Here is a 16260-nt window from a genome sequence, read left to right as displayed (position 1 = left end):
CATATTATGGAAGCCTCCTCTGCCTCTTTTTCTTATTTTCCTATCACGCTACGCATTGATGGCTCTCGCTTGATTATCGTCGGCGGAGGACAAATCGCAGCTAGAAAAATCCGTTTATTACTAGATAAACATGCTCAAATAGAAATTTTTGCACAAGATTTGTGTCAAGACATTCAAGATTTAGAGCAACAAGGTCTAGTAAAATTTTATGGCCAAATTACAAACCAAGAGCAATTTAAAAATCATATCCATGGTGCTCGCCTTATTTTTGCGGCAACAGATGATCATGATTATAATACGCAAATCTCACAATGGGCTCAGGAATGTAATATTCCTGTATGTGCCGTAGATAACCCTCTACACTCAAGTTTTATTACTCCAGCTATTATTGATAGAAATCCTGTACAAATCGCAATTTCAACAGGTGGTACAGCCCCAGTACTTAGTAGACGCATCCGTGAAACAATAGAACCCATTATCAATCAAACGACAGGCCAACTTGCACGTTTTATGGGAAAACATCGCCATTGGATAAAAAAACACTTACCTGTTACAGATCAACGGCAAAGATTATGGGAACGTTTTTTAGATGGACGAGGAACTTCTTTCATTGAGCAACATCAAGAGGAAAATGCATTCAAATACCTGCAAGATCTAGTAGAACAAAATAATATCACCCAAGGAGAAGTATGGCTAGTTGGTGCAGGCCCTGGTGATCCAGACCTTCTCACGCTTAAAGCTATACAATGCCTGCAAAACGCTGATGTTATTTTATATGATCATCTCCTCTCAAGTGATAGTCTAAAACGCATTCGTCGTGATGCTTTATTAATTTATGTGGGTAAGCAAAAAAAGAAGCATACGCTTCCTCAAAATGAAATTAATCAATTACTTATTAAACATGCTCGAAACGGCAAGCGCGTTTTAAGATTAAAAGGTGGCGATCCATTTATCTTTGGTCGTGGGGGAGAAGAAGCAGAAGCATTAGTAGAAGCTGGTATCCCATTTAAAATAATCCCAGGAATATCGGCGGCTAATGGTTGTGCAACCTATAGTGGTATTCCTTTAACCCACAGAGATTGCGCCCAATCTTGTCTCATTCTTACAGGGCATACACAACATGAAGGTAAATTAGATTTACCTTGGCAAAGTATGGCAAATCCTCAACAAACATTAGTCATTTATATGGGGCTTAGTACGCTTAACCAACTATGCCAAGAGTTGGTAAACAGAGGTCTCCCTTTAACATGGCCTGCCGCTGCAATTGAAAAAGGCACTTTACCAGAACAAAAAGTTATTACAGGCACCTTAGAAAATTTATCCGAGTTAGTAAAACAAGCGAGTTTAAAAAGCCCTGTACTTGTTATTATTGGAGAAGTCGTAAATCATCGAGTTCTTTCCAAGGAATAATCATTTTTTACAAAAAGTGAGATGAATTTTATATATAGGATCGTTATGACTGAACAACTTTTTTCTGCTTTTGCTGTAGACCTTGATCCGCAAGACCGTGTTGCTCTTATTCATAATATTGATAATAACTTTAATGAGCTTGGAGCCGCCGATACTATCCCGACGTCACCAACACCGTCTCGCGCCTCTACAGCACTGAATGTCGCAAAAAAACTTCATCAACTCAGCAGTATTTCAGAGATGTTCCCAAAAGCAACTAAAGATTTTATATAATTATTTTTTAAAAGTAGGGGAATTTTCCCCTCTTTTAGCTACGTAACAAACTATAAACTTAAATCACTAATTTAAAAATATCAATTTGCGAATTCATCACTTAATGGAATAAAGCAAAGCTCTGACGCATGCTGTCTCCATTGATTAACAACAGGACCATAATATAAGCCTTTAATAATCGATAAAGAATGTAATTGTGCAAATAAAGAAAAATCACTGATAGAAAGCTCTCTATCATGGTCAATTAATGGATAATCTAACAAAATATCTTCTAAACTATCAATTACCCTTTGAGCTCTTTGTAAAAGCGCTGGGTCAGCTAGATCTGACATAAATCCTCGACCAGAAGGATCCTTTGTTTTGTGAAAATATTTCTGAGACTCTTCAGATGCGAACTCTGGAAAAGGTGCCCTAATCCAACGCGGATAAGCCAAACGATAAATAAATCGTTGCACCCCTTTAACCCATTCCTCAATAAAATCAACCTCAGGTAATATCACTCTAGGCTGGCCGATATTTTGATCAATATAACGAATAATATCTATGCTTTCTGGCATAAAAACATTTGGCTTATACTCTAAAATAGGTAATAATTTACGTCCGACCATTTGCATTGGTGTTTGCACATCGTCATATAAAAGATAAGCAATTTCAACCGGATAGTTCTTTAAAACAAAAATCATTTTCGTGACAACACAAAAAGGACAATGTTCATAAATATAAAGTTTCATCACTTATCCCTATCTAACGATTTAATCCAAGGAAATAACTATCCTTTATTATACTAGATACTTATTTACCTTTTATAACCTCTTTCGAATTATATGTAGCCTTGCTCTAGCTCTTCTCTAAACTATTTCTTTACACTCTTATTTTCAAGGAAATAAAATGATATTTTTCAAAAAATCTACAGTTTATAAAAACTGTCTATTATTACTCACATGCCTATCCTTTACTCTTTATTCACATACAGGACAGGCTGCTGAAAAAAAAGATCCTATGGCTATTTGGCCAAAACCAGAAAAAGGTTATAAACAAGTCGTTATTCAACTTCCAATGTTACAAAATGAAGAACTCTATCGTGTTGAATTAATTCCTGAAAAAACAATAAAAACCGATTGTAATCGCGTTATGATTAGTGGGGAAATGGACACAAAACCACTCACTGGATGGGGATATGAATATTACGTACTTAGCAAAATCAATGAACCTGCCTCTACACGAATGGCCTGTATCCCCCAAAAAATCGAAAACAAAGCAATTGCTATTCAAACTAACCTGCCCTTTATAGATTATAATAGTAAACTACCTCTTGTTATTTATATTCCAAAAAATATTCATTTATCATACCGCGTATGGTCAGCTGGCTTATTACACAATGCCGAGGAAAATAAAAATAAGTAATCCTGTATATCAGTTTGCAATAAAAAAGATTTTTTACTTTTGTTTATAAATAAGCTATGAAGAAAGCATTATATAAATGTTAACCTTATAGATGCGATCTGATGAGGATTTTATGCTACCTATTTATCTTATCAATTTACCACGTCAAACAGAACGTTTAGAAAATTTTAAAATTAATAATGCATTTCTTAAGGAACATATCAATGTTTTTCCTGCTTATGAAGGCATCCGTTTAGCACGTCGTCAATTAATCGTGGATGGACTAATCACTGAAAAAAACCTTTATAAAGCACGCGCTTTAGGCATTTTAAAATCTCATTATGAATTATGGAAAATTGCTGCTGATAGCGAACATGGCATCACTATTATGGAAGATGATGTTATCATTCATCCTGATTTTATAAAAGAAAGTCAAAAAATTACAAACAGTGATCATCAACATGATATCATTGCATGGGGATACAATATTGATTGGCCTATCCGTTTACAAAATGCAAAAGGCCTACCATCATCTTTAATATCATACCTAATTCAAGTAGGAAAAACGGAATTCGTTGCAATCAATCAAATCGGGGCTTATGGAGATAAAATAGATAAGAAAGTATATTTATCTCAATCTATTACCCCTGATCTTATTGCATGTAAAATGTTTGCTGGTCTTCCATGTTACTCCGTTACCCCCAAAGGGGCTAAAGCCTTACTCGAACAATTTCCTATTGATTGTTATAATATTCAATTTTATGGGGCTCTTTCTGCAATCAATTACGAATATGGTATAGATATTACTTTAGAACATCTTACACGAAATATGGATGTTGTTTTAGCCTCTCCGTTTTTAGCATACTCCGAAAATATTAAAGGGTAAAATACGATAATCATAGAGAAAATGATTAAGATATAAACCATGTAATAACAGCTTTTTTTATTAACAAATCTTTTGCTTGTCCATATGCAGACTGTTGATGCATATAGGCAAGTGAAATTGTAATCTTATCATCTTTCTTAACTGGATAGGTCATCGTAAAAGGAAGTTGTTGGTGTGCACAAATACAATGCGTCACATCATTCATATAAGGGACCAACGGAAATTCTAATTGAGTTAAAGGATAAATATCATCTTTTTGCTCTTGATTACATGCAATATTTAATAATAATACGTCACCAGCATGATAAGAGATCGGCTCTGATGGCTTCACTTGCTCTTCCATAAAAATAAAATATCCTTGAATATGCAATAACCCACTGATAGGTGCCTTCCAGCAATTATCCTCGATTGAGCAATATTGCTGTCCATCCCCAGTAATTTTCTGAGCAGATTCATCAATCTGCAATGCTTTCCATAGTGTTTTTTTATCTATTGTGACTGGTATCTGCTCTCTTTCAAACAATAAACGTGTATAAGTGTCAACTCCATAATGTTTCTTTTCTATCGATGAGGAATTTTCTATAGAAGAAGTCTCTACAGTATCAGATGAACTAGTAGAGGGCCTCATTTCAACAATATTACCTGATACAGGTTTCCCTGCACTAATATTAGGATTAAATGAAACTGGATACAAATTTGGTCTTGATGTTGGGCGTGGTGGTGTAGATGTTATATTTTTTTTCTCAGCAGGCACCATCACAGATGAAAATAAAGGCTTCCAATCTGTAATTGACTGTGGGTGATCCTTCGTCGCATATAGTAAAACTAAATCTGTATAACCTGCATAATCAAAACATAAAACCAAAGTCCCCTTTGTTACTTGAGTAGGCATTTCCTTAATCGACAAAGGGGCTATTTGTAAATAATCCGTAGAAATCAGTTTGGAAGAAACAACCCCAGGCATGCCAATATAGATATTTTTAGGTTTTACTTCTGGAGACCCCACATAGAGGCTATGGCCTGCTATCATCCCTTGAGAAGTAAATAACATTCCTTCTCCTAAAGGATGGCCTGCTACCATTGCTTTTGTATAAACATTCTCGGTTGTAATATCTCCTTTAACCGATAAACTACCTTGGGCATTTGATTTGATTTTCCCTTGATCAGAGTGGATTTGGCTTAAAACCAAACGCTCTCCTGGGTTCTGTGCATCACTATATATCGTGCTTACAGGCTCATTCGCACCATTCATAATAAATAAAGGAGTCCAAATTTTACGGTTATCAACCTGACGATATTCCCATAAATAGCGATTATGAATATTTAAAATCATATCGCCTTCAATCCATGTGTTTCCATCAGGTTGAGCAACACTAATATCTGGATTCTGATCAAAAGCCCATAAACGACTTTTTCTTTGTTGCTTTTCAATATCTATTTTATTTTTAGTATTACTTATAACTGTCACTAAAACTGTAAATTGATAAGTTCTTTTTATATTTGTTTCGACTGTAAATAAAATGGAAGATTTACAACTATCCCACCCTCCTTTAACTGCCATCATAAAACTAGCTTTTTGATAGACAAAATCACTAAAAGAAAGAGAGGAATCTTTATTCTCATAGCTAACTTTTTCAATAACTTCCTCTGGTTGCAAAAAAAGTGTTAAATCAGCAGCGTACTGTACTATGTGGCTTTCTACTTTATAAATAAAATCAATTTGGTGCCCAGTTTGAAATACAGGAAGAATCAACAATCGTTGCTGAGACTTATTATGTGCTGATTTTTTTTATTTTTACTTTTAAACCACTGAAACACCATAAAACACCCAAAGCCTATCACTAAAAATTCTATATTTTTCTAAAAATAAACAACTTCGTTAATCTATGCTATTTTAATCAAAACAAAAACAGATTACAAAGAAACAAAGAATATTATTTAAAATAATATTTTCATTATGCTTCATTAATAGAGATGATCGATTTATACCATGCATCATAATATAAATAAAACCACTCATAAATTTATTTTTGGACTAACCTGTTTAGGACTAGCTTGTCTTTCTCAGTCTTCATTTGCTCAAAAACCTCAACCCGCATCAAATACAACGCCCATGCAACAATCTACTCAAGAGAAACCAACTGTTTTAATTTTAACCACAGGCGGAACCATTGCTGGTCAAGCTCAAGATGATAAAAGTTTGGGATATCATGCAGGAAAAACAAGTGGAGAAGCCCTAATTGCTTCAGTACCTGCACTGAAAGATCATGCAAATATAGAAGTTGAAGCCGTTTCTCAAATTGGCTCTCAGGACATGTCAGATAAAGTTTTACTTGATTTGGCATATAGCATTCAAAAAGCAGAAGCAAACCCAAAAATCTCTGGTATTGTGATTACACATGGCACAGATACAATGGAAGAAACCGCTTTCTTTTTAAATGAAGTATTACCTCACAAAAAACCAGTAGTCTTAGTCGGAGCCATGCGCCCTGCTGGGTATGCTAGTGCAGATGGTACCGCTAATTTAATTGATGCGGTTAAAGTCGCTGGTAGTCCTTTAGCAAAAGATCGCTCCGTAATGGTTGTCATGAATGATACGATTTTTGCGGCACGTTCTGTACAAAAAATGAACACCACTAATCTAGAAGCATTCCAAGCGCCTAATGCTGGCCCTATTGGTATGGTTAATAATGAACATGTTCGTTTTTACATCCCTGCTCAACCTAAAGCACAAGCAGCTTTTATAGCACCTTCTAAAGCACCTTTTCCAAGAGTAGACATTATTTACTCTCATGTTCAAATGGATGGTGACCTTATCGAAGATGCGGTTCAAAAAGGTGCAAAAGGTATTATCCTTGCCGGTGTTGGTGATGGAAACACCTCTGCTGCGGCTTTAAAAGCATTACAAGAAGCTCAACAAAAAGGTGTTATTGTTGTTCGCTCTACAAGAATTAGCAGTGGCTTTGTTAATCGTAATGTCGAAGTTAACGATGATGAAAATCATTTTGTTGTTTCAGAAGATCTAAACCCTCAGAAATCACGATTACTCCTCCAAATTTTATTAGCAAATAAAATCAATACACCAGCCCAAATCCAAAAAGAATTTGCTAAATTATATTAATTAATAAGCATATTACTCATTCTATAGACTAGTCATTACATCCTTAGGTTTGTTATTTTATTTCTAAAATTAACTATAAAAACCTAGGGATTTTTAATCAGTTAAAAAAAACTTGATATCAATACTAAGAATTCCTTACAATGCAATCGTTTGTTTCTTATCCATAAATCCATATTTGGAGATGACGATTGATAAAAAGAATTTCTTTGGGAGTATTATCCTTACTCGCCATAAGTTGCAGCCAGTCTGTTTGTGCAAAAACACATCATGCAACCGCCTCCAAACATAGTAAAGAAACAGCAACAAAAACAGAAAAACCAACAGCTCCTGTTTTGTCTGATCCTCAGATCTCTATCTACAGTGCTCATAAAGAAAAAAATAATTATGTGATTGCCCTTTATACAGATCGACCTGGAAAAGCATTAATCACTTATGACTCTCCTACATGTCAGGCAAATTCATATGGAGATACCGTGCTAAATTCAAAAAATAAGTCTGAGATTATATTTACCTCTACCGAAGATCCTCTATGCAAGGTTACTTTGCAGAAAACAGCTAATAACCAGCTAAAAATAACCAAAGAAACATCTGCTTGCACAGCATGGCATGGTGACTTTTGTAGCTTCTCTTCGTTATCTCCGTTAACTCGTATTTATCCTCAATAAACCAAGGTATAGTCAGATGAAATTATTTCCATTCCTTCTTCCTTGTATCCTTGGTGCTGCCATTGCGTTTCCATCATTGAGCAATGCGCAAACAGATACGACACAACAAGCCTATCTAAACATGATCACCTATGAACATAAAGCACCTCATCAATATGCAACCGTGCTATATATGCCCTATTACCCTGCTTATGGAATGATATCGTTCAGATCACCTGAGTGCACAGCTGAAATAGCTGGATATATTGATCCTTTTGCACTTAAAAATAAAAAATTAATTATTACTTATAAATTATGCAAAGTATCTTTTGATATCACTCAAAATAACCAAGAATTAAGTAATCCCCAAGAAACAGATACTTGTCAGGATTATCATCCTAAAAACTGTAGTTTTTCTCAAATTCCATCACTAAGACAAATTTCTTTAGAAAAACATCCTTAAACCTATTATAGCCCTCATCAACTATAATTTTTGAAGAGATTATCAATGCAAAAATTAGTATTATCTGGCGTCCTCATAATAACTGGCTTAGTCAATTGCCAAGCATTTGCACAAACGGTAGATAATACCGCCCTTATAGATAATACAGCGCTATATGTAAGCGCTGTTAAAAATATACAAAAAACAATGCCCAGCAAAGTAACCATCGATGGGAAACGTATCTATAGCGTTAATTCTGACCATATATGCTCTATTACAGTAACAATGAGCTCTAGTCGACAATATCAGTTCTCTTTACTGACTTGGCCTGACAAAGGACAAGTTGATGATTCTGGCTATACTGAATTTATTTTAAAGGATACGGATAATAAACCTCATATCCTTAGAACAGATCAAGTTAAAGGCAAACAATTCCTGGCCAACATGAGTAAACTGATTAAAAATTGTCAGGAATCAACAAAAAAAAATAAAATTACAAATTCATAAAATCCAAGTAATTTGTTTGATATCAATATAACAAATTATATTTGTATATATACTCTGTAATTCTAAAAAAATGCACAAATGATATTTATTTGTGCATTCCTATATTCATTCATAATAAATAAATTGTAATGACCTATTCTCGCCAAGCCTTACCCAACGCATCTGCTGTTAAAATCGCCGCATAAACTTGTTCTGGCGTAACTTTAAACGGCATATTATGAATGGTCTCACCTTCTGCACAACTGGCTTTGGCAACTTCCATAATTTTCTTTTCTTTAAATCCATCCCCCTCTTTGACCCCAATTTGAGCTAATGTAATCGGCAATCCAACACGATCACAGAAGTCTAATACGGTTTCTAATTCTTCTTCTGAAGCATTTTCTAAGACTAATTGTACTAATGTTCCAAAAGCTACTTTTTCACCATGATACATATGATGACATTCTTCTAAAACGGTGAGACCATTATGAATGGCATGCGCAGCAGCCAGTCCAGAGCTTTCAAACCCAATACCACTCAAATAAGTATTTGCCTCAATAATACGTTCAACAGCAGACGTTGCCACACCATTTTCAACCGCCAGCTTAGCTTTATAGCCTTCTTCTAGAAGTGTATCATAACAAAGTTTTGCCAATCCCATTGCGGCCAATGTAGATTGTCCACCAGCCATTGTTTTTGCATGGGCACGTAAACAAGCTCGACCTTCAAAATACGTCGATAATGCATCCCCCATCCCTGCAACAAACAAACGAACAGGTGCTTTTGCAACCACTGTTGTATCCATAAAAACAATATCTGGATTGGTTGGATACATTAAATACTCTTCGAATTCCCCTTTTTCTGTATAAATCACAGACAAGGCACTGGTCGGAGCATCATTAGAAGCAATCGTTGGCACGATTAATACGGGTACTTTATTATAATAAGCCACCGCTTTGGCTGTATCTAAAGCTTTTCCACCACCAACACCAATCACACCACGACAGTTATTGGCTTTTAAAATATCTCCCAAACGTAGAATTTCTTTTTTCGAGCATTCTCCTTTAAAAAGTTCAAAATGTCCTTGCACATCTTCTTTTTTTAAACTTTTTTCAATGGTTTCTTGTGTAATATTCATAACCACTTGATCAGCAATAACCAAATAAAAGTCGGCTAATAATTTTCCATAATACCCAATTTCTTGTAATGCATTAGGACCCTGAATATATTTAGAAGGAGACTGAATAACCTGTAGCATGAACCCACCCTATTTAAAGAAAACTAAATTTATAGTTAATCATCCAACATATAATATGACAACTCACATTTCTGAAAATATGTTAGCCACCAAAAGACAATATAAATTTTATCCATAAAAGAAGTGCAAAAAACACAAAAATCATTGCGGAAATAAAATCTATTTTCTTATTATATTTCTGATAGCCTTTTTTAATCGCTGGATGAGAAAAGATAATGCCTAATCCCACGAAGCAAAGAAAACTTTCAATTAAAAGCGAAACTATCAATAGAACAATATGCCCTATATCTGACCCCAACGGTAAAACAGAAAAAATACTCGCAAAATAAATAATGGCTTTAGGGTTAGATAAATTACACATTACCCCTTTGAAAAAATAATATTTTTCCTTGTAGACAACAGAACCTATTTCTTGGCTAGATCGTTTAACAATTCCATAAGCCAAATACATCAAATAACAACCACCACCCAACATAACCAATTGATTTAATAGAGGATAGGTTTGAAACAAAATATGCAAGCCTAATATGGATAAAACCATCCAAATACAAGCCCCCGCACAAATTCCTGCAACGACTTTACAAACATCAACAACCCTACCTGTAATGCCTGTTCTAGAAACTAAGAAAAAGTCTGGCCCAGGGATCAGTAAAGCAAAAAATTGAATGATTAAAATTCCAATAAAAGACATAAAATCAATAGCCTCAATAACATCTTATAAAATAGTTAATCCTTAACATTACGCTCTGCATAACCATTTACCAATTATAACCCATTTGCTGTTTAGTTGCTCTTTTCTTTTTCTTCTTATGGGCAAGCATTTTTGGCAGAGGCGCTTGAGTTTCTTTAATTGATGATGCAAGTGCTGGAAAAGGATCAATTCCCGTATGCTCAGTAAAGAAAGCCACGGTTTGTATATAACAAGTCGGCCTTTTTATATTTCTACAAAAATAAACACCCGACTGTTTTAATTCAGGAATATAAACCGCTTTCCAAGTCGCATAAGGCACCCATAAACGATCTTCCCCGACCTTCTTCGTTCTCCCTTGGAAATAAGGCCCTGTTACCACATAAACAGCCCCATATTGAATAGCCATTTGACGCACTTGGCTTTCAATCCAATTCCATTTACCACTATTAAGCTGTTTTGTCTGAGGCACCAAATTTTGAGGAATAAAGGTTTTTACTTGAGAGTCATAATCACCCATATCGCCACTGGGGGTCATATGTCCACGATCATAGCCAGAATTACGATAATCTTTAATCAAAGGATCTCGATTATCAAAACTACCATACCGCCTCATTTCTTTGGCTCTTTGAACCTGATCTCTGGTTAAATATTCAGCAGAATAAACATTCACGTTCGTTTTATTCGAAAAAGCCCACGCATATCCACGATCACAATTCTTTATATCTGCTTGGCTAGATAATGGCGTTGGTGCAGTATCAGTAACAGTCGCACCATGACCACTCGTCATGGGCACTTCATGAACGCAAGTCCCTTCTGCCTTTGCCTGAATAGCAACCAATAATCCTAAAATTGCAATCGTATATATTTTTTTCATTTTTAAAACTGCTCGTTATTCAACAATAATCTTTAGTTATATAGGAACAACCAAGCAAAGAAAGAGCATTCTTTTGATAAAAAAGATTTCCTTTCATTTTTGATCATTTTATAAAGAAATTCTTATTTATTAAAAGCGTCATCACAAGGACTATGAAGATCATGGAAACAAAATCATTGAACGCACAAGATTATATCAATACGGCTTTTCAAAATAGTCATTTCATTGATCAACTTTGGTGTGACGAAGAGAAGATTTCAACAATTTTATCCAATGCTGTCAAAGGATGTTCCGTCAACGACAATAATCCTCAAAGTATTTGTTGTGATTATTTTATTGATTATATCTGCGTTTCTTTAATTAAAAAACCTTCTGATTTTTTATATATTTTTAAAGATTTTCAAGAAGCAGAAGATAAAATCACATTAATGAACCTATATTTCCAAAATTACTTAACCAACCCAATGATTACTAATGCTTTGCTGGATAATCACTCTGCCATTGCACAAATCGGAGACTATCATTATTGGATTGAATATCCTTTAAAATTCAGAGCAACGAAACTTATTCAAAAAGCACCCCTTGCCTCTTTAACCGCACAAGACCTGTTCCCAACAGAGTTGCCATTACCAGAAGAAATTAAAGATTATTTACTCAGTTGTGCCTATGCTGAAAATAAACTCGCAGAAACAGAAATAGACTATTTTCAACAAAATTTCTCTCGTTCTTATGAAATGCTGAAACAAGCAAAAGAGAGGAAAGAGTAATTAACTTTAGCAATATAAGTAAAATAACATTTTATATGAAAATTGCTTTATCATAAAAAGCATAAATTGGAGCGGGCGATGGGATTCGAACCCACGACCCCAACCTTGGCAAGGTTGTGCTCTACCCCTGAGCTACGCCCGCTCTGAACGTAGAAACTGTTTACGATATTTTGAAACGGTATGCAAGCAAATAATAATTAAAAAGTTATATTTTAGGAACTTTTTTGAAACCTTGTTCTTCCATTACTTTCACAACATAATTTAAATAATCACCATCTATTTCAACATGACATAAATCATAAAGCTCTTCTCCTAATTTTGTTAATTTATAGCTATCAAACGTCAGCTGTGCATCACTATTATTATGTTTAAAAATATAACTGCCCCATAAACAATTACATGTTTTAAAACATATTCGATAATATTTTACTTCTTTATCATAGGTTGGTTTAACTTCCACTCCTAAAACCCACCCAACACCAGTAATTACCCCTAAAGATTGCATATCATAAAGATGTTCATATGATAATTTAGAATTTAATACATCATTTCCATATCTACTACCAAACTCCAAACCTTTCATTATTGCATTATCATCTATAACAAAGCTAAAAAGCTTTTCTATTTGTTTGGCTTCTTTTTGAGATAGGTTTTTAATAAATTCTAATGTTCTTAATGAATGTTTCCCTGGAGATTTTATTTCCCCAGCAAGGATTCTGCCCCATAATTGTTGGATCTCTTCTGTCGTTGTATTCGATGCAACCTCTCTAAAACGACACAGCCAATCTTGCTCCACCTGTTCTTTGGGTGGTTCACTTTCATCCTGAGATAAAATACCAGCAGCTATATCAATTGCTTTGGCAAAATTGACTTCTTTTTGAAACTCTTTTCGCATGATATTATCGGTTAAATGATGATGAATATGTTTAGTATATTCTAAATAAGGCTCTTTTTTTATTTTCTCTTCGAGATCAATTGACTTTAGGTCTTGATTTACAATGCGTTCTAAAGCGTTAATATCTATATTTGTATTGGTCGTATCTTGCTTTAATAAATTAATACGTTTTTCTATTTGAACGGCCATCAATTTTTCTAAAGCCTCTAACTCTAGCCGCGCTTTACCATCCCTCTTGATAATCCGTGGCCTAAAGTATGATCCTCCACATTTTTCTACAGTTAACCACATTCGTTCAAACAATTTACTATAAGACATGCTAGGCTCACTTTATTAAACACATAAAGGCAATAATAGTTTTATTCCATAAAAGTAAAAACTCTTTATGAAATGAAATATAAATTAAAAAACTTATAACTATATCAAAATTAATATATCAGATTAAATTATAATGGAAAAATAAAATCGCTGCAGATTAAAAATCTGGAGCGGGCGATGGGATTCGAACCCACGACCCCAACCTTGGCAAGGTTGTGCTCTACCCCTGAGCTACGCCCGCTTTGTATTGCGTAAGATGCTTTTAAAAGATTCTAAAAAATCTTGCAAGAGAAAAATAATAAAATTTTAAAAAAAATATTTTTATTTTTGTTTCTACATGACCTTATTGATATAATGTTTCTTAACTCTTCAAAATTTGATGTTTTGAATACGATGTTCATAAGTTTATTAAACAAGAACCTTGTATCTTTTAAACCTATTTTGCTCATTTTTATACAGGATATAATACAGCAATGACAACGCCTTTTAATACGACTTCTAACGCACAGCTATTGACCGAAGATGGTTCTGTTTCCCCTTCTTCCTCAGCACAAAGCATCATTGTCGATGTAAATCAAAATAACTTCATGCAAGAAGTATTAGATGGCAGCAATAATATTCCTGTGTTGGTTGATTTTTGGGCAGAATGGTGCAGCCCTTGCAAACAATTAACCCCAGTCTTAGAAAAAGTTGTAACCGCTGCTAAAGGGCGCGTTAAACTCGCGAAACTTAATATTGATGAAAACCAAGCGTTAACCCAACAATTGATGCAAATTGGCTTGCCTATTCAATCAATCCCTGTAGTCGCTGCATTCTGGCAAGGTCAAATTGTTGATCTGTTCCAAGGGGTACAACCTGAAAGTGCTATTCAAAAATTTCTTGATCAAGTTTTAAAAGCTGCTGGTAGTGCAATGCCAAGTGAAGATTTCATCGAGCAAGGCAAAGAGTTCCTAGAAAATCAGCAATATGAAGAAGCAATGGGGGCTTATTCTCAAGCTCTTGAACTGGAACCAGAAAGACCAGAAGCTTGGGGTGGCATGATTCGTGCGCTATTAGCACATTCAGGCCCAGAAGCAGCCCAAGAAGTTATCGAGCAAGTTCCAGAGAAACTTCTTGAAAATGGCGAAATTACGGGGGCAAAAGCAGCCATTGATCTTGCAATAGAAGGTAAAAAAGCACAAAGTGAGCTACAATCTTTTCTTGATAAAGTTGCTGCCAATCCAGATGATCATCAAGCACGTTATGACCTCGCCACCGCTTATAATGCTTCTGAAAAACGTCAAGAAGCCGCAAACGAGTTATTAGAAATTATCAAACGAGATCGTAGTTGGAATGATGAAGCAGCAAAAAAACAGCTACTACGTCTATTCGAAGCATGGGGATTAGATGATCCATCAACCCTAGAAGCTAGAAGACACTTATCTAGTATACTTTTCTCATAACCTAATATTCATATAGAGCAGAACTTACTCTCTGCTCTATATTTCTCATTTTATAAACAATTAAAATCGCAAGGTTCAAATGACAGAACAATCCTCTTCTCCTCCTATTGATCAACGTTTACTTTCAATCCTCGTATGCCCATTAACAAAAGGCCCTCTAATTTACGATCGTGAAAATAACGAGCTTATCAGCTGTGAAGCTGCATTGGCCTATCCTGTTAAAGAAGGCATCCCCGTCATGCTTGTTGATGAAGCAAGACAACTCACAGATGAAGAAGTTAATCGCTATAAATAATTTTAAGAAGATGCTCTTAGTTTTTTTGAATACATAAAAACATCGTGCCCACGAACCAAATCTTGGCATAACGCCTGCAATGTAAATTGTATGGTTGGTGGGCAATTTTTCTTAGCTTCTGATAAAATTGGAGCAATCATCATTTCTTCAAAACTATCCTTTTGCTTTGAACAAAAAAACGGTTCTCTATGCCCTGCTTGCTCATCACTTAACTCAATAAATCTTTCAAAAACTTGATTTAAGGACGTTTTTAAAACATGCCTTGTTTCATCAGGTAATTTTTGATGATACTCATCCATTGCTCTTGCGACAAAAATACTATCACTTTGTAAACGTCGTAAGATTGGATATACCTTAACTAAAGTCGGATCTGAATGTTCCAACGTATAGTTAGGATGCTCTTTCCGCGCCTCAGCAATTTCACTTGCTAAATCTCTTAATTCCGAGGTCACTTCGTCATTCATGGACTCAACTTCTTCCCATATAATATGGGATGTCAGCACAGAGTGCAGCAAAATATGTAGTTTATCAAAAGCTACTCTGGCATGAAGAAAAGCACTGCATCGTGCTTGAGGACGTAAAATAAAATAACTTGCGATCAGAGCAGCAATCACTCCAACCAAAATAGAAAAGATACGATCAAAGGGACGCTCAAACATTCCTCCTGGAGATGGAAATAGAAACACGACAGCAAGAGTTACCACACCCAAACGCATCGACGGTCGCCACGCAACAAAGGCAACCATTGGGATAATCACAATCGTAAAGACAATCAAAGAGGGCAATTGTGAGTATTTCTCTATCACAATTGCAATTAACCCCGCAGCCCCACCTAGCAAGGAACCAACGATTTGATCTCGACTAGTCTGTAATGTTTGTACAATACGACTTTGCGTCACGATAACAGAGGTAATTAATGCCCAATAAGGCTCATGTAATCCACTGACATAAGCGATTAAACTGGCCAACGCTATAGACAACAACAGACGTAAACTTTGTTGCACAGCTGAATAGATTTCATGCTTTTTAAAATTATACCGCATAAAAACTCATATTTATATTGTTTGTCATTTCC

Annotated in this window: 18 protein-coding genes and 2 tRNA genes; 11 read left to right on the top strand and 9 right to left on the bottom strand. The window is 35.1% G+C overall.

All coding sequences use genetic code 11. The annotated features are described in order from the left end of the window. Window positions 1-6 precede the first annotated feature (6 nt). Together cysG and CIN_RS02310 are read left to right on the top strand one after the other, a co-directional pair. Window positions 7-1410, top strand: a complete 1404-nt coding sequence (gene cysG, locus CIN_RS02315; protein WP_008853445.1) for a siroheme synthase CysG — start codon at window positions 7-9, stop codon at window positions 1408-1410. Between the two features lie 45 nt (window positions 1411-1455). Then, on the top strand, window positions 1456-1683 hold the full coding sequence (locus tag CIN_RS02310; RefSeq protein ID WP_008853444.1) for a hypothetical protein: 228 nt from the start codon (window positions 1456-1458) through the stop codon (window positions 1681-1683). Between the two features lie 80 nt (window positions 1684-1763). On the opposite strand, the gene grxB is transcribed toward CIN_RS02310, so the two are convergent. Then, complete coding sequence (grxB, locus tag CIN_RS02305; protein ID WP_008853443.1) at window positions 1764-2414, bottom strand: glutaredoxin 2; 651 nt, start codon at window positions 2412-2414, stop codon at window positions 1764-1766. A gap of 157 nt (window positions 2415-2571) precedes the next feature. On the opposite strand from grxB, the gene eco reads away from it, so the two are divergent. Both eco and CIN_RS02295 read left to right on the top strand, forming a co-directional pair. Next, window positions 2572-3087, top strand: a complete 516-nt coding sequence (eco, locus tag CIN_RS02300; protein WP_008853442.1) for a serine protease inhibitor ecotin — start codon at window positions 2572-2574, stop codon at window positions 3085-3087. Between the two features lie 91 nt (window positions 3088-3178). After that, on the top strand, window positions 3179-3952 hold the full coding sequence (locus tag CIN_RS02295) for a glycosyltransferase family 25 protein (RefSeq protein WP_008853441.1): 774 nt from the start codon (window positions 3179-3181) through the stop codon (window positions 3950-3952). Window positions 3953-3977: 25 nt separating this feature from the next. On the opposite strand, the gene CIN_RS02290 is transcribed toward CIN_RS02295, so the two are convergent. Continuing rightward, the gene (locus CIN_RS02290; protein WP_040363703.1) at window positions 3978-5705 is read right to left on the bottom strand and encodes a hypothetical protein; all 1728 of its coding nucleotides are present in this window, start codon (window positions 5703-5705) and stop codon (window positions 3978-3980) included. Between the two features lie 237 nt (window positions 5706-5942). On the opposite strand from CIN_RS02290, the gene CIN_RS02285 reads away from it, so the two are divergent. The 4 genes from CIN_RS02285 (at window position 5943) to CIN_RS02270 (ending at window position 8666) form a co-directional block, all read left to right on the top strand. Then, window positions 5943-7073, top strand: coding sequence for an asparaginase (locus CIN_RS02285; protein WP_139016917.1), 1131 nt, complete (start codon window positions 5943-5945; stop codon window positions 7071-7073). A 188-nt stretch (window positions 7074-7261) separates the two neighbouring features. After that, on the top strand, window positions 7262-7738 hold the full coding sequence (locus tag CIN_RS02280) for a hypothetical protein (protein ID WP_139016916.1): 477 nt from the start codon (window positions 7262-7264) through the stop codon (window positions 7736-7738). A gap of 16 nt (window positions 7739-7754) precedes the next feature. Continuing rightward, window positions 7755-8180, top strand: a complete 426-nt coding sequence (locus CIN_RS02275) for a hypothetical protein (protein ID WP_008853437.1) — start codon at window positions 7755-7757, stop codon at window positions 8178-8180. Window positions 8181-8225: 45 nt separating this feature from the next. Further along, on the top strand, window positions 8226-8666 hold the full coding sequence (locus tag CIN_RS02270) for a hypothetical protein (protein WP_040363702.1): 441 nt from the start codon (window positions 8226-8228) through the stop codon (window positions 8664-8666). A 133-nt stretch (window positions 8667-8799) separates the two neighbouring features. Here CIN_RS02270 and CIN_RS02265 read toward each other — a convergent pair whose 3' ends face one another. The 3 genes from CIN_RS02265 to CIN_RS02255 all read right to left on the bottom strand — a co-directional run bounded on the left by CIN_RS02265 (window position 8800) and on the right by CIN_RS02255 (window position 11468). Continuing rightward, window positions 8800-9903, bottom strand: coding sequence for a glycerol dehydrogenase (locus CIN_RS02265; protein WP_008853435.1), 1104 nt, complete (start codon window positions 9901-9903; stop codon window positions 8800-8802). An 82-nt stretch (window positions 9904-9985) separates the two neighbouring features. Further along, window positions 9986-10594 carry a LysE family transporter gene (locus tag CIN_RS02260; protein ID WP_040363701.1) on the bottom strand — a complete coding sequence of 203 codons (609 nt, stop codon included), beginning with the start codon at window positions 10592-10594 and terminating at the stop codon, window positions 9986-9988. Between the two features lie 67 nt (window positions 10595-10661). Continuing rightward, a complete protein-coding gene (locus CIN_RS02255) occupies window positions 10662-11468 on the bottom strand; it encodes a DNA/RNA non-specific endonuclease (RefSeq protein ID WP_008853432.1) in 807 nt (268 codons plus the stop codon). A gap of 161 nt (window positions 11469-11629) precedes the next feature. Between CIN_RS02255 and CIN_RS02250 the strand changes: the two genes are divergently transcribed. Next, complete coding sequence (locus CIN_RS02250; RefSeq protein WP_008853431.1) at window positions 11630-12235, top strand: hypothetical protein; 606 nt, start codon at window positions 11630-11632, stop codon at window positions 12233-12235. Window positions 12236-12302: 67 nt separating this feature from the next. Here CIN_RS02250 and CIN_RS02245 read toward each other — a convergent pair. From CIN_RS02245 to CIN_RS02235, 3 genes are all read right to left on the bottom strand, one after another. Further along, window positions 12303-12377 (bottom strand) — tRNA-Gly (locus tag CIN_RS02245). A gap of 63 nt (window positions 12378-12440) precedes the next feature. Continuing rightward, window positions 12441-13448 carry a DUF2806 domain-containing protein gene (locus CIN_RS02240; protein WP_050798313.1) on the bottom strand — a complete coding sequence of 336 codons (1008 nt, stop codon included), beginning with the start codon at window positions 13446-13448 and terminating at the stop codon, window positions 12441-12443. 166 nt (window positions 13449-13614) lie between these two features. Next, a tRNA-Gly gene (locus tag CIN_RS02235) sits at window positions 13615-13689 on the bottom strand. A gap of 232 nt (window positions 13690-13921) precedes the next feature. On the opposite strand from CIN_RS02235, the gene CIN_RS02225 reads away from it, so the two are divergent. After that, entirely contained in the window at window positions 13922-14890 is a 969-nt protein-coding gene (locus CIN_RS02225; protein WP_008853429.1) for a thioredoxin family protein, read from the top strand. 79 nt (window positions 14891-14969) lie between these two features. Then, window positions 14970-15185, top strand: coding sequence for a Trm112 family protein (locus tag CIN_RS02220; RefSeq protein ID WP_008853428.1), 216 nt, complete (start codon window positions 14970-14972; stop codon window positions 15183-15185). Between the two features lie 2 nt (window positions 15186-15187). On the opposite strand, the gene CIN_RS02215 is transcribed toward CIN_RS02220, so the two are convergent. Then, the gene (locus tag CIN_RS02215; RefSeq protein WP_050798312.1) at window positions 15188-16228 is read right to left on the bottom strand and encodes an FUSC family protein; all 1041 of its coding nucleotides are present in this window, start codon (window positions 16226-16228) and stop codon (window positions 15188-15190) included. Window positions 16229-16260 lie beyond the last annotated feature (32 nt).

It is taken from the genome of Commensalibacter intestini A911, assembly GCF_000231445.1.
In the GTDB taxonomy this organism is placed as follows: domain Bacteria; phylum Pseudomonadota; class Alphaproteobacteria; order Acetobacterales; family Acetobacteraceae; genus Commensalibacter; species Commensalibacter intestini.
The sequence above is the reverse complement of the archived record's forward strand: the minus strand, read 5'-3'. Positions and strand labels throughout refer to the sequence as shown.

Bases quoted from the DNA above. Each gene is read 5' to 3' on its own strand.
- CIN_RS02270 (WP_040363702.1), top strand. From the start codon at position 8,226: ATGCAAAAATTAGTATTATCTGGCGTCCTCATAATAACTGGCTTAGTC.
- CIN_RS02240 (WP_050798313.1), bottom strand. From the start codon at position 13,448: ATGTCTTATAGTAAATTGTTTGAACGAATGTGGTTAACTGTAGAAAAA.
- CIN_RS02215 (WP_050798312.1), bottom strand. From the start codon at position 16,228: ATGCGGTATAATTTTAAAAAGCATGAAATCTATTCAGCTGTGCAACAA.
- cysG (WP_008853445.1), top strand. From the start codon at position 7: ATGGAAGCCTCCTCTGCCTCTTTTTCTTATTTTCCTATCACGCTACGC.
- grxB (WP_008853443.1), bottom strand. From the start codon at position 2,414: ATGAAACTTTATATTTATGAACATTGTCCTTTTTGTGTTGTCACGAAA.
- CIN_RS02285 (WP_139016917.1), top strand. From the start codon at position 5,943: ATGCATCATAATATAAATAAAACCACTCATAAATTTATTTTTGGACTA.
- CIN_RS02255 (WP_008853432.1), bottom strand. From the start codon at position 11,468: ATGAAAAAAATATATACGATTGCAATTTTAGGATTATTGGTTGCTATT.
- CIN_RS02265 (WP_008853435.1), bottom strand. From the start codon at position 9,903: ATGCTACAGGTTATTCAGTCTCCTTCTAAATATATTCAGGGTCCTAAT.
- CIN_RS02310 (WP_008853444.1), top strand. From the start codon at position 1,456: ATGACTGAACAACTTTTTTCTGCTTTTGCTGTAGACCTTGATCCGCAA.
- eco (WP_008853442.1), top strand. From the start codon at position 2,572: ATGATATTTTTCAAAAAATCTACAGTTTATAAAAACTGTCTATTATTA.
- CIN_RS02295 (WP_008853441.1), top strand. From the start codon at position 3,179: ATGCGATCTGATGAGGATTTTATGCTACCTATTTATCTTATCAATTTA.
- CIN_RS02250 (WP_008853431.1), top strand. From the start codon at position 11,630: ATGGAAACAAAATCATTGAACGCACAAGATTATATCAATACGGCTTTT.
- CIN_RS02275 (WP_008853437.1), top strand. From the start codon at position 7,755: ATGAAATTATTTCCATTCCTTCTTCCTTGTATCCTTGGTGCTGCCATT.
- CIN_RS02225 (WP_008853429.1), top strand. From the start codon at position 13,922: ATGACAACGCCTTTTAATACGACTTCTAACGCACAGCTATTGACCGAA.
- CIN_RS02260 (WP_040363701.1), bottom strand. From the start codon at position 10,594: ATGTCTTTTATTGGAATTTTAATCATTCAATTTTTTGCTTTACTGATC.
- CIN_RS02220 (WP_008853428.1), top strand. From the start codon at position 14,970: ATGACAGAACAATCCTCTTCTCCTCCTATTGATCAACGTTTACTTTCA.